Annotated in this window: 10 protein-coding genes and 1 riboswitch; of the genes, 7 read left to right on the forward strand and 3 right to left on the reverse strand. The window is 49.5% G+C overall.

Annotated elements, in window-relative coordinates:
* Positions 1-35: 35 nt before the first annotated feature.
* Together ACRRNK_RS03525 and ACRRNK_RS03530 are read right to left on the reverse strand one after the other, a co-directional pair.
* The gene (locus tag ACRRNK_RS03525) at positions 36-1346 is read right to left on the reverse strand and encodes a glutamate-1-semialdehyde 2,1-aminomutase (RefSeq protein ID WP_433945433.1); all 1311 of its coding nucleotides are present in this window, start codon (positions 1344-1346) and stop codon (positions 36-38) included.
* 65 nt (positions 1347-1411) lie between these two features.
* Positions 1412-2455 carry an LCP family protein gene (locus tag ACRRNK_RS03530; RefSeq protein ID WP_433945434.1) on the reverse strand — a complete coding sequence of 348 codons (1044 nt, stop codon included), beginning with the start codon at positions 2453-2455 and terminating at the stop codon, positions 1412-1414.
* Positions 2456-2582: 127 nt separating this feature from the next.
* On the opposite strand from ACRRNK_RS03530, the gene bcp reads away from it, so the two are divergent.
* Positions 2583-3059 (forward strand): thioredoxin-dependent thiol peroxidase, encoded by a 477-nt coding sequence (bcp, locus tag ACRRNK_RS03535; RefSeq protein WP_433945435.1) that lies wholly within the window; start codon positions 2583-2585, stop codon positions 3057-3059.
* Positions 3060-3116: 57 nt separating this feature from the next.
* Here bcp and ACRRNK_RS03540 read toward each other — a convergent pair whose 3' ends face one another.
* Positions 3117-3776 (reverse strand): DedA family protein, encoded by a 660-nt coding sequence (locus tag ACRRNK_RS03540; protein ID WP_433945436.1) that lies wholly within the window; start codon positions 3774-3776, stop codon positions 3117-3119.
* A 233-nt stretch (positions 3777-4009) separates the two neighbouring features.
* Here ACRRNK_RS03540 and ACRRNK_RS03545 point away from each other — a divergent pair, with 233 nt between their 5' ends.
* The 6 genes from ACRRNK_RS03545 to ACRRNK_RS03570 all read left to right on the forward strand — a co-directional run bounded on the left by ACRRNK_RS03545 (position 4010) and on the right by ACRRNK_RS03570 (position 13232).
* Complete coding sequence (locus tag ACRRNK_RS03545) at positions 4010-5203, forward strand: polysaccharide deacetylase family protein (RefSeq protein ID WP_433945437.1); 1194 nt, start codon at positions 4010-4012, stop codon at positions 5201-5203.
* Between the two features lie 93 nt (positions 5204-5296).
* Entirely contained in the window at positions 5297-6283 is a 987-nt protein-coding gene (locus ACRRNK_RS03550) for an AAA family ATPase (protein ID WP_433945438.1), read from the forward strand.
* Positions 6280-7467 carry a DUF58 domain-containing protein gene (locus tag ACRRNK_RS03555; protein ID WP_433945439.1) on the forward strand — a complete coding sequence of 396 codons (1188 nt, stop codon included), beginning with the start codon at positions 6280-6282 and terminating at the stop codon, positions 7465-7467. Before ACRRNK_RS03550 ends, ACRRNK_RS03555 begins: the two co-directional genes overlap by 4 nt.
* Positions 7467-9776, forward strand: coding sequence for a transglutaminase-like domain-containing protein (locus tag ACRRNK_RS03560; RefSeq protein ID WP_433945440.1), 2310 nt, complete (start codon positions 7467-7469; stop codon positions 9774-9776). Before ACRRNK_RS03555 ends, ACRRNK_RS03560 begins: the two co-directional genes overlap by 1 nt.
* A gap of 77 nt (positions 9777-9853) precedes the next feature.
* Positions 9854-11392: a glutamine-hydrolyzing GMP synthase gene (gene guaA / locus ACRRNK_RS03565; RefSeq protein ID WP_433945441.1), complete on the forward strand. Its 1539-nt coding sequence runs from the start codon at positions 9854-9856 to the stop codon at positions 11390-11392.
* A 214-nt stretch (positions 11393-11606) separates the two neighbouring features.
* Positions 11607-11706: riboswitch (purine riboswitch) on the forward strand.
* Positions 11707-11861: 155 nt separating this feature from the next.
* Positions 11862-13232 carry an NCS2 family permease gene (locus ACRRNK_RS03570; RefSeq protein WP_433945442.1) on the forward strand — a complete coding sequence of 457 codons (1371 nt, stop codon included), beginning with the start codon at positions 11862-11864 and terminating at the stop codon, positions 13230-13232.
* The last annotated feature ends 66 nt before the right edge of the window (positions 13233-13298 follow it).

Here is a 13298-nt window from a genome sequence, read left to right on the forward strand (position 1 = left end):
CCGGCGGGTTCTCTCTTATGAACGTAATGATGGATCTAAGCTTTCAGCTTCCGGAAGGCATTCTCCGCGGCTTCCAGTGTAAAATCAATGTCTGCGTCCGTATGAGCCGTGGTCAGGAACCACGCTTCATACTTCGAAGGCGCCAGGTTCACGCCTTGGTCCAGCATATGGCGGAAGAAGGCGGCGAACATTTCGCCATCGGTATTCTGGGCCTCGTCATAATTCGTTACGGGATGGTCGCAGAAGTGGGTCGAGAAGGCGCCGCGGATCCGGTTGATGGTAAGCGGCACCCCGTGGCGGGCGGCGGAAGCGCCAAGGCCTTCCGTCAGCCGCACAGCCAGGCGCTCCATCTCGTCGTAGACGCCCGCGCCTTGCAGCACCTCCAGGCAGGCGATGCCTGCCGAGATCGAGGCCGGGTTGCCCGCCATCGTACCCGCCTGATAGGCTGGTCCGAGCGGAGCAACCTGCTCCATGATCTCCTTGCTGCCGCCGTAGGCGCCGATCGGCAGGCCTCCGCCGATGATTTTGCCCAGCGCCGTCAGATCCGGCTTGATGGCTTCATGGTCCGCGAGGCCCGCGTAGGTCTGCGCGGACCCGTAATGGAAGCGGAACGCGGTGATAACCTCGTCATAGATGACGAGGGCGCCGTACTCGCGCGCTAACCGGCAGAGGCTGCTTAGGAAGCCTTCTTCCGGCATGACCATGCCGAAGTTGCCGACGATGGGCTCTACCATGACGGCTGCGACGTCATCGCCCCATTTGTCCAGAGCTTCTTGTAGCGCTTCGGTGTTATTGAACGGTACGGTAATGACCTCATGCGCGATGCTGGTCGGAATTCCCGCGCTGTCCGGAATCCCGAGTGTGGAAGGCCCGGAGCCCGCGGCCACAAGCACTAGATCGGAGTGCCCATGATAACAGCCTGCGAATTTGATAATCTTATTTCGCTTCGTATAAGCCCGGGCTACGCGGATGGTTGTCATTACGGCTTCAGTCCCTGAGTTGACGAAGCGGACCTTGTCCATGGAAGGGATGGCTTCCTTGAGCATCTTGGCCAGCTTGATTTCAAGCTCGGTCGGTGTTCCATACAGCACCCCATTAGCCGCTGCGCGGGTAATGGCTTCCGTGATATGAGGATGTGCGTGGCCGGTAATAATCGGCCCGTAAGCAGCGAGGTAATCGATGTACTTGTTACCGTCCACATCCCAGAAGTGCGCCCCCTGGGCTTTACTCATAAAAACAGGCGCCCCGCCGCCCACCGCTTTGAACGAGCGGGAGGGGCTGTTGACGCCGCCAACAATATGTTTCAGTGCTTCTTGATATAAATGTTCTGATTGATTCCGGTTCATACTATTAGGACTTCCTTTCTATTGTGCAGCGCTTAAGCTGCTGTGACTCTGAAGCATCCAGTCTATCATTTTGAAGCTTCAGAAGTGGTGGAGCTTGATGAATTGTCGTTGCTGTTCGAGACGGTTCCGGACTTAGGTGTTTCGGTATCTAGAGTTCCGTTCAATACTTTCTGAACGTACTCTTTCAATTTCTTCTCGTTTTTGACTCCGAGAACAGAACCAGCCGAAGTATTCTTCTCCTCCAGCAGATCCATGGGCGGAATTTGCTCGCTGCCGCTCATCTGACTGTCGTAGCCGACCGAAGCCAGCTTCCACATATCATTAACTGACATATTAGTGTCAATGTAAGGGTTGATTTTCTCCAAAATGCCCGGCAGGTTCATAATGGAGGTTGTGGATTTCATTTTATCGGCAACGGCCTTGAGGAAGTTCCGCTGGCGCTCTGTCCGGGTGAAATCAGACATGGCATCGTGGCGGAAACGGACATACTGGAGAGCCGTCTTCCCATCCAGGTGCTGCATTCCTTTTTTCAGGTCGATATCATATTCGTGCTTATCAGCGGCACTGACATAATGCATGTCTTTCTCTACGTTGAAGTCAACTCCACCAACCGCGTCGACCAGGGCAATGAAGCCTTGGAAGTCGGTATAGACGTAATATTGTATCGGAATTCCGAGCAGATCCGAGGCCGTCTTCATAGCCGACTCAGGACCATGTGTAATCGCTGTGTTGATCCGATCCTGTTTGTCTTGACCCGCAATGTCGACGTAAGTGTCACGCATAATGGAGAACAGAGACCCCTTCTTCTGCACCGGGTCAATGGAAGCTACGAGCATAGTATCGGAACGCGGGATCTCCCCTTTCTTCAGACCACGGGCATCCACACCCATCATGAGAATGTTAACACGCTCGGTGCCTTCCCACTTTGGAGGAGCTGCCACTTTGGTTTCTGTGGGCGAGAGCTGGCTGAACGGAGAATTCTCTCCCACCTTGTGAAAGTTGTTCACTTGATTATAAATGGCTACAAAATAATAAGTTGCAAAAGCAATAACCGCAACGAGTACAGCGGCAATGGACCATATAATCGTCCGTTTTGTCCTTTTAGTCATCACATTCTTCCCTTCGAACCAATGGTTGCTCTTTAGCCTAATCGGTATTTACATTATAATTTCTTTTATAATTACAATCAATTTTCCTGAATTTCTACAGGTTAAGACAGAGAGGGGCTTCACTATAGTGTCAGAACAGCAGCAGGTTCATCTGGGTCAGCGTGTACCCGATTTCACCCTACCTACCACTTCCGGAGAGAATATAAGCCTTAGTCAGTTCCGGGGAAAGAAAGTCGTCATCTACTTTTATCCTAAGGATTCAACCCCGGCATGCACACAGCAGGCATGCGACTTCCGAGACAGCACGGACTATTTTGCAGCTAAGGGTGCCGTAGTGATCGGGATCAGCGCGGATGACTTGAAGTCCCATCAGAAATTTGCGGACAAACACGCACTGCCATTTCCACTGCTTGCGGACACAGACAAGGAGGTCAGCCGTCTGTTCGGAGTATGGCAGCTGAAGAAGATGTATGGCCGGGAATTTGAAGGCATCGTGCGGTCCACTTTTCTGATTGATGAGCGGGGCGTTCTTATTAAAGAATGGCGTAAAGTTAAAGTCGGCGGACATGTGAATGAGGTTCTTCAAGCTATAAGTGAATCATAGTCAAAAGAAGGGAAGACCGGTCCGTGCCGGTCTTCCCTTCTTTTGAATTTTCAGCCTCTAATCCATCTTGGAGGCTTTCGATTTATTCTTGGATTTGCTGAAGACTCTTGCAGTTATCCCTTTAATCGCCTTGCGGTAGCGGAATAGAACGATAATCATAATAATCCCTACTAAGGCAATCGCCGCAGCAGCAGAGTAGGTAGCCGCCAGATGGAACATCTTGTTCCACTGAGGACCGAATATTTTCCCGATCCCAATGAACAGAACGGTCCAGAAGAGCGCGCCGGAATAGGCGAACATGGCGAATTTACGGAACGGCAGGGCAATAATGCCGGAGAAATATCCCGTGAAATGGCGGACACCAGGGATGAAGTATCCAATGAATATCAGCGTATATCCATATTTTTCGAACCAGTACCGGGTAACCTCCAGCTTTTTGGGGGGAAGGAAGAACCATTTTCCATATTTATGGATAAATGGAAGGCCTGCCTTACGCCCAATCCAGTAGGTAATCGTGATTCCAAGCGTTGTCCCCAGAAAGGCAAGGAGGATCAGGAGTTCCCAGTGAAGCATTCCCTTGTAGGACAGATAACCTGCATAGGCCATCGTAGTCTCACCCGGAAAGGGCAGGGCGATAAATTCAAGAACGAGTCCAATAAAGAGAACAAAATAACCATGCTGCTCAAATATACTTTCAAGATATTTAAGAAAATCCATATGCTCACTCCAGCTCCGATCTGCATTCAAAGTTCTGAACTTTATTCTATCTACCAATAGTCTATTTCCAGATGTACCTCCATATAATCTATCAAAAGCTATTTCATTTCATAGAAACCGATGGAGGTTATTCAATGTACAGAACATTTTTGCACGTATTGAAGCGTTTATATGTACCTGCACTCTTGGTGCTGCTTATTTTTGGAATACTCCGATTTGATCTTCAGCCTCCCATGAAATCTACGGTTTTCGCACAGGAAGAGTTTCATACAAATTCGTCCTCAAGTCAAAGCTCCGCACAGCGAATATCTGTGGCAGCGCCAGCGGCTCCTGTGACAACAGCCTCATATAAAAAGCCAACGAGTAAGAAAATGGTTTATTTAACTTTCGATGATGGACCGACCAAACTGACGGATCAGGTGCTGGATATTTTATCCAAGAACAAGATCAAGGGGACTTTCTTCGTACTTGGAGAGCAAGCGCAGCGGTACCCGGAAGTCATCCGCCGCATTGCGGATGGTGGGCATGTCATTGGCAATCACACCTTTGATCATGAATATACGAAGCTTTACCACAATTTTAGCGAATTTTGGGGACAAATAAAACAAACCGAGGAAATACTCAGGAACATCACCGGTTCAAGGCCAGATCTGATCCGGGCTCCAGGAGGAACCTTCGGCCATTTCGATCAAAATTACTTTAAGCTGCTGGATCAGGGCGGATATACGGTGTTTGACTGGGATGTGGATACCCGGGATTCCTCCCGGAAAGGAGTACCCGCATCTGAGCTTATCCGCAATGTGAAGCAGGCGAAGCTGAAAGACCAAGTCGTTGTGCTTATGCATGATGGAGCAGGGCATGAGCAGACCGTGAAGGCACTGCCCGAGATTATTTCTTACTATAAAGCACATGGATACGAATTTGGCACGTTATCTTCCAAGGTGAAGCCGGTCCAATTTTCCGTCCACGTCAGTGCTGTATATAAAGGAAGAGCCCAGCCTACGGAGAAGTGGATTACCGCCCACGTAACGCCTAACGCTGCATTATTCAAGCATGCGGCTTCGCTTATATTGCAGGCCGGAGGGGTAGAGACCGAGATGAAGAGCGGGGAATATGAATTGTCATCCGGACACTATCTGGTGCCGCTTAGAGCAGTGCTGGAACGTCTTGGCGCCACGGTGTTATGGAGCAATACACAGCAGTCGGCGCAGGTGTCCTGGGGGACACGTACACTTACGGTAAGGACGGACTCCAATAGAGTAGAGCTGCGCAGGAAGGGAGACCAGATGCCCACAATCTATCAAATTCCGCTCACATCGAGAGATGATGCCATCTGGATTCCACTACGGAGCCTGCTTGAGTTGCTCGGCCATCCTATTATTAAAGCTGCTGCCGGTCCTGATAATTATAAGGTCATAGCCTTGTAGAACGAAGGAAGCGATAAGCATTCCGATGTCTATTTCCGGAGGAAACTGGTGACACTGTTTACTAGATTCCTTTCGGATATGGAGGTTATGAACTTGTTAAATTCTTTCCCGCTGTCCCATGGCCAGACGACGGATCTGCTTGAACGTCTTGTGAGCCGGGTGGATCAAATAGTGATCGGCAAGAGACATGAAATTGAGCTTATCATTATCGCTATGCTTCAGGGTGGACATGTGCTTCTGGAAGATATCCCGGGTGTAGGGAAAACGACCCTTGTCCGTGCCATAGCTGCCAGCCTTGGAAGTTCCTTCGGACGCATTCAATTCACTTCGGATGTCATGCCTTCAGATGTGACAGGCGTAGCTGTCTACCATCCTCATTCCGGGGACTTTGAGTTCCGTCCAGGCCCTGTGCTCTCGAATATCGTCCTTGCCGATGAGATTAACCGGGCGGCTCCTCGAACGCAGTCCGCACTCCTGGAGGCCATGGAAGAGCGCAGAGTTACCGTGGATGGGGTAACCTATAATCTGCCAAGGCCCTTTCTGCTGCTGGCTACACAGAACCCGCTGCAGTTCGAGGGAACTTACCGCCTTCCAGAAGCTCAGATGGATCGCTTCTTGATGCGGATTTCCCTGGGTTACCCCCAGCCTGAGCAGGAGGTCGATATGCTCGGTCGTCATCAGGCCGGCTCTCTAGTTGAAGAGATGAAGCCGGTCCTGCTCGCTGAGGAAATGGCCGGAATGCAGCGTATGGTCCGAACGGTTCTAGTAGACGATTCTATTAAGCGCTATTTGGTTTCAGTAGCCGATTTGTCCAGACGGCATCCTAAGACTTCTCTAGGGATCAGCCCGCGTGGGACACTAGCCTGGATGGGAGCGGCCCAGGCTCATGCTTATTATCAAGGCCGGATGTATGTGATCCCGGATGATGTGAAGGCGGTAGCCGCTGCCGTGCTCGCCCACCGGATCGTATTAAGCCCGGAAAGTAAGCTGGCCGGGCTCAAGGGTGAGGAATTGGTCCACGAATGGCTTAGCAAGACCCCTGTCCCTATGTCATCTGGCTCCGCAAAGGCTTCGTCATGAGAGTCTCCATTGTGCCATGGCTCTGGACGTCGGCTGCTTCAGCTCTTCTGGTAACTGTTTATGCGGGATATGGTGGACCGTCAGTGGTATTTCTTCTCTTGGCAATCGGGCTAATTATGCTGCAGGGAGCTCTTGTCCAAGCCTGCAATCCAAGACTGGCAATGGTCAAGCGTGAATGGTCCAGAGTCCGCTTGGAGGCGGGGGAGAGTGCTGAGCTTTCCCTTCATATTGAATTCAAGGGAGGCATCCCTCCCCTATGGATTAAAGTCCACGATCCGCTGGCTGTCCGTGCCGGCAGAACGAGTGGATTTGTTATGTTTACAGGATTCCGGCGTCATGTTGTACTCAGGGGAACCGTAAATGAGCTTCGCAGAGGCGTATATACGGCAGAGAAGCTGAGAATCATCTATGGGGATCTCTTTGGATGGTTTGAACGCACACTTTGGGTTGAAGCCGAAGGCTCTCTGACCGTTATTCCCAGGACCTCAAGTCTGCGTATTTCTGGAGAGATCGGAATACTTGGGGAAGGTGAATCTCAGCAGCAAGGGATACCGAGAGGCGAGAAGGGGGATTTACTCAGGGAATATAGACCAGGCGATTCGTGGAAAAGCATTCACTGGAAAGCCTCATCCAGACGCGCCGGCTTATTATCGCGGTTGCCAGAAGCCGGCGGCCCGGCTGAGCGGATTATTCTGCTCGCGACCGATCCTGGGTCATATTCGCCCTTAGCCGAGGAATTTGAACTCGCCGTATCCTGTGCGGCGTCTTTGCTGCGGACGGAGATCTCTGCTGGCAGAAAGGCTGATCTGATCTGTGGCAGTGCAGAAGGAGGAAGAAGCTTCGACTGGGAGCCGGAGCGAGAGGAAGGGATGAACGTTCTCGCGGCTGCCAGCCTGGATACGAGTATCCCTGGAACCAGCCTGTTAATTGAGACCATTCAAGAGCACAGTCACAAGTTCATTACTTTCATTATTGGAAGGCTGACTCCGGAGATTGCCGCTGCTGCTGCATCTGCCGCTGCTCGGGGAATCCTGCTGGAAATTATGATAACCGGTAATGAAACTTGTGCTCCCGAGCTATCGGCGGAAATATTAGATCAGCTGCTTCTCTCGGGGGTTCATCTTTCGCCGGGGGCGGTTCTTGACCGGGATACAGAACTTCTTGCCAAGGGGAGGTCATCTTAATGCGAAAGGATGGATTATCCTCAATTACAGGTGTGCCCACCTTCAAGAGCTTAGGAGAACGTCTGATACTATCTCTGTTTATCTTCGGTCTATTTCGGGAATGGCTGTCTCCGCTACTTAGATTGCTCGGGCCTGATGGTGAAAGACCCCTGGATTTGTTCCATGTTCTGACGATTCTGCTATTGGTGGCGGGATGCCTGAGTGTACCTTTTGCCATATTCACAATCATTCCACCCCTGCTGTGCATAGGCGGTTTGATCTACCTGTATGGTGGGGCCGAGGGGATAGGCTGGATTTCGGATTGCATCCACATCTTTATGGAGGATATTTCCGGAGTTTTGAACACGGGAAGGATTGCAGCATTAAGCCCTGAGATGCGAATGTTCGTCTTGTTGTTAGGCTGGGCTCTTCTTGTTGTTTCAGTCCAAATGCTCGCGCTGAGCCGTCAAAGTATTCTGCTGTTCTTCTGTGCAACGGTGATTTATTTACTAAGCTTGGAGCTGGGCCTCGGTCTTCATACTTACTGGGGGCTGGTCCGCACAGTCCTGATTGGCTTATTGCTTCAGGCAGTACTGCATACCCTCCATATTCAGGAGGAAAGCAGTGATGAAGAACCCGGTGCTGTCAGCCCTCCAAATGGGAGATTCCGGACAGCAGGATTCGCGGCCGGTATCACGGCGGTCCTGGGCGGAATTATTGGCGTGGCAACAATTGTGGGAAGTCTACCCATTCAGCCTGCGAAGCCCCTCTCACTTCAGCAAGCTGTAGCCAGCATGGAGGCCTGGACACAGACGGAACTAGCGGCATCCACTCGCGGGCATAATAACTTATCGGGCTACGGTAATAATGATAGTGATCTCGGGGGTCCTTTAACACTTAATAACAAAGTGTTTTTCACAGCCACATCGCCGTATCCTACCTATTATCGGGGGGAGAGCAAAAGCACCTATACAGGTCGTGGCTGGACTCAGCAGGATCAGGAGACTTCGCCGCTCTCTCTAGATGGACGTATCCCTTCAGAAGAATCTGTACGTTCGGGAGGAGAAGAATTAATCCAGTCCATTACCTTCAAAGAACCCCAGACTGGCAGGGTTGTCTTAGTCGGAGGCGGGATTCCGGTGAAAGTGAACAGGCTTACCAATGGGAAGCAGGATCTTCCTTTCCATAATTTAATGACCTTTCCGGATTCCGGCTTGATTCAATACAGCAATGATACAGAGAGTCAGAACATACATGCCAGCAGTGCGGGATCATCCCATTCACCAGATGAGCTCTTAGGCTATGAAATTACCGTACGGGAACAGAAAGAATCACCCGATGTCTTGAACAGATCGAAGGGGGAGGACCCTGTCTCTATTTCGAGCATGTACAATGAACTGCCTGATACCCTTCCTAAGGAAGTTAGGGATCTAGGGGATAAGCTGACCAAAGGAAGCAGGAGCCGTTATGAGGCTGTGAAGTCGGTACAGTCTTATTTGAAAAACAACTATAAATACAGTCTTGATCCGAAATCTCTGCCTTCAGGTCAGGATTTCACGGCAAACTTTCTATTTGTCCAGAAAATCGGGTATTGCGACCATTTCTCCACAGCCATGGCCGTGCTTCTCAGGACGCAAGGAATACCGGCAAGATGGGTCAAAGGATTCGCCTCCGGCCAGAAGAGCGAAGAAGATCCTCATCAATTCACAGTCTCGTATTCGGATGCGCATTCCTGGGTTGAGGTGTATTTTCCAGGTGTGGGGTGGGTGCCCTTTGATCCAACACCAGGCTTTGAATCGGCCGGAGCAGCAACACCTGCTTCGCTCATTGTGAAGGATACAAGTTCCTATGGAAATCTGGTTAATCAATTAGGGAATGCTGCTTTCTACAGTATGAGATCCGCTCTAGTGGTCATTTCGGAAATAGAAGACTGGTTACCACATCCGCTGCTAGCTGTGGCCGCCCTATGCCTGGCTGGATCCATATATTTGATCGTTCGTGCCCTATGGCCGGCTATTTCTGTATGGATCAGAACGATAGAGCTGCCCTCAAGTTCGGGACACCGCCGGTTTCCTCAGCGGGATCAGCTGCTCCTAGCATCTGACAAGGCTTGGAAGCAGCTATACGGCACATATGGCCCCCGGCCGGCGGGGGTAACAGGAAGGGAGTATATCGAGCGTATTCCTGGATTAGATCCGACACAGCGGGACCATCTTAATCATTTTTTACACGTATGGGAATCGTTATATTATGGAGCGGGTGATCTTGACCGCATGTCAACAAAGTCCTTTCTGGAGCAATGCCGTCAGGTGGGGGCTTGCCGGGGGTGAATCTCTTCCCGATCTTCCTTGACGATTTGTTTTGTCGTTTCGTATAATAAGACCCATGAATTGAGGGAGGCTCGGAAATGAATAAGCCAAATGAAATGATTGTCGTTCTGGACTTCGGAGGACAATATAACCAGTTAATAGCTAGAAGGATTCGCGATCTGGGTGTGTATAGTGAACTTCTTCCTTACAACACACCTGTTGAGCGGCTGCGGGAGCTTTCACCGAAGGGGATTGTATTCTCAGGCGGTCCTACAAGTGTATATGCGGAGAATGCCCCGCATGTAGATCCAGAGATTTTCAACCTGAATGTTCCGATCTTTGGGATTTGCTATGGCATGCAGTTGATGGCTCAGCAATTGAACGGTAAAGTCGAACGTGCGGCCAAGCGGGAATATGGGAAAGCTGACGTGAGCTTCGCAGAGCATTCCGCACTCACCAAGGGTCTTGAATCCAAGCAGACTGTATGGATGAGTCACGGGGATCACGTGGTGGAGCTTCCTGAAGGATTCCAGATCGATGCGTTCACTGACCATGCTCCAATAGCTGGGTTTAGTAACCCTGATCGCCGACTGTATGGTGTACAGTTCCACCCAGAGGTTCGTCACTCTGTGCATGGTAATGAGATGATTCGTAACTTCCTGTACGAGATCTGCGGCTGCGAAGGCAACTGGACGATGGGTACGTTCATCGAAGATACAATCAAGGATATTCGTGAACAGGTTGGAGACAACAACGTGCTGTGTGCTTTGAGCGGCGGCGTTGATTCTTCAGTCGTAGCGATTCTGCTCCACAAAGCCATTGGGGACAAGCTTACTTGCATGTTCATCGATCATGGTCTTCTTCGTAAAGGTGAGGCCGAAAGTGTAATGGAGACCTTTGTCGGCAAGTTCGACATGAAGGTTGTGAAGATTGATGCCCGTGAGCGCTTCATGTCGAAGCTTGCCGGTGTAGATGATCCTGAACAAAAACGTAAAATTATCGGTAACGAGTTCATCTATGTGTTTGATGAGGAATCCAAGAAGTTCGATAACTTCAAATTCCTGGCTCAAGGAACGCTGTACACGGATATCGTAGAGAGCGGTACTGCAACTGCACATACGATTAAGTCGCATCACAATGTTGGCGGTCTGCCGGAAGATATGGATTTCGAACTGGTTGAACCACTCAAGACTTTGTTTAAAGACGAAGTTCGCAAAGTAGGCGAAGAGTGCGGCCTTCCAAAAGAGATCGTATGGAGACAACCGTTCCCTGGACCGGGTCTGGCCATTCGTGTTCTTGGTGAAGTCACTGAGGAGAAACTCAAAATTGTGCGTGATTCCGACTTCATTCTTCGTGAAGAGATCGCTAAGGCGGGACTTGATCGTGAGATCTGGCAGTACTTCACAGCTCTGCCAAATATGAAGAGCGTTGGTGTTATGGGTGACGCGCGTACGTATTCCTACACTGTAGGTATCCGTGCCGTTACTTCCATCGACGGTATGACCGCCGACTGGGCACGTATCCCTTGGGACGTGCTGGAGAAAATCTCCGTTCGTATCGTTAACGAAGTAGACAACGTTAACCGGATCGTGTATGACGTGACTTCCAAACCACCGGCTACGATCGAGTGGGAATAGAATAAATTCAGTAAGAGCAGTCTCTGGCAATCAGAGGCTGCTCTTTTTATTTTATTTAAGGCAAATCACGAACAATATTTTAAATAAGGCCTTTAATATTCGTAATTTATATTGACAAGCACTTCGCTCGGGCCTACAATAAATCAAGTAATGTGTGTTTATACGATTTATAACGAGGATTTTCGACAATAATAAAATATATATGGAATGCACTAGTACAATCCATATAGCTTTTCGTATAATTCCGGGGATTGGCCCGGTAGTTTCTACGAGGTCACCGTAATGATCTGGCTACGAAGGGAAAAGGTGCTTTGACTTAAGAAGCAGGATATGCTTAAAGCTTGCAGTTAAGCGAGCTACAAGGCTGCTGCTGCTTCCACCTTTTCCTCCAAGCATAGAACCCGGGGACAGTTGGTTTCCCGGGTTTTTTGTCGTCTATGACTCATTTCTAAGGGGGAGAATTTCTACAATGGATCGGTTCTTTAAGCTGAAGGAACATGGAACGAATGTAAGAACAGAAGTGATCGCAGGGATTACCACTTTTATGACAATGGCTTATATTCTGGTAGTCAACAACATCTTCTTGGGTCCAGGCGGAGCAGGTATTCCGGCGGATGGCGTATTCTTTGCAACAACAGTCGGTGCTGGTTTGATTACAATCCTGATGGGATTGTTCGTTAACATCCCTATTGCCCTCGCTCCTGGTATGGGCTTGAATGCTTACTTTATGACAGTCGTTCTTAGTTCCAATGGGGCAATTACCTGGCAGGCTGCACTAGGTGCGGTATTTATCTCGGGGATTATCTTCTTGATTCTGACGGTAACAAAAGTAAGACAGCTTTTAATTAAAGCCGTACCGACCAGCATTAAGTCAGCAATTACAGTGGGAATTGGTTTGTTCGTAGCGATCATCGGCTTCAAAATGAGTAACCTCATGGTTGCCAATCTGTCTGGAGTGAAGAATCCTACCCAGACCGTACCAGGAAGCAGCATGAACTTTGCACTTGGGGATTTCGTTCATAACGCGGATGTTCAGCTTACATTAATCGGTTTGATTGTTATCGCTATATTGATGGTCCTTCGCGTCAAGGGAGCTTTGCTGATCGGAATTATCCTTACAACCTTGATCGGAATTCCAATGGGAGTTACACATACTGAAGGTTTGTCCGGTGCACACTGGATCCCAACGCTGGATAATCTGGCTGTAGGTCAGTTTGATCTTGCGGGTGCTTTCAAAATAGGTTTGTTCGAGATCGTATTTATCTTCACTTTCGTTGAGTTGTTTGATACTTTCGGTACGCTAGTTGGTACAGCTACTCGCGCTGGACTAATGAAGAACAAAGAAGAAGGCGAGAAGAAAATCGGTAAAGCGATGCTTGTTGATGCCATAGGCGTAAGTACAGGGGCAGTTCTTGGTACGAGTACAATTACTTCTTATGTCGAGAGTACTGCTGGTGTAGCGGAAGGTGGGCGTACAGGTCTTACCTCTGTAACTACCGGAATCCTGTTCCTTCTTGCTCTGTTCATCTCACCGCTAGCAAGTATCGTACCATCGGCAGCAACTTCACCTGCTTTGATTATCGTTGGTGTTCTTATGATGTCTCAGGTACGTAATATCGAGTGGGATGATTTCCTTCATGCATTTCCGGCATTCCTTACGATTGCCTTGATGCCTTTCACCGGGGGGATCGCTAACGGGATTTCAGCGGGTATTGTCTCCTATGTCGTCCTGGCCCTGTTTAATAACCTCTTTACTAAAAATAAAGTTCAAATCCATTGGTTGATGTGGATCTTGGCCATTTTAATTATATGCCGCTACGTATTCCTCGGGGCTGCATAAAAGTCTATATCTGAAAGGAAGGTACAGTTCCTCAATATGTGAGGAGGCTGTACCTTTTTTTGCATG

It is taken from the genome of Paenibacillus sp. SN-8-1 (assembly GCF_050995535.1).
In the GTDB taxonomy this organism is placed as follows: domain Bacteria; phylum Bacillota; class Bacilli; order Paenibacillales; family Paenibacillaceae; genus Fontibacillus.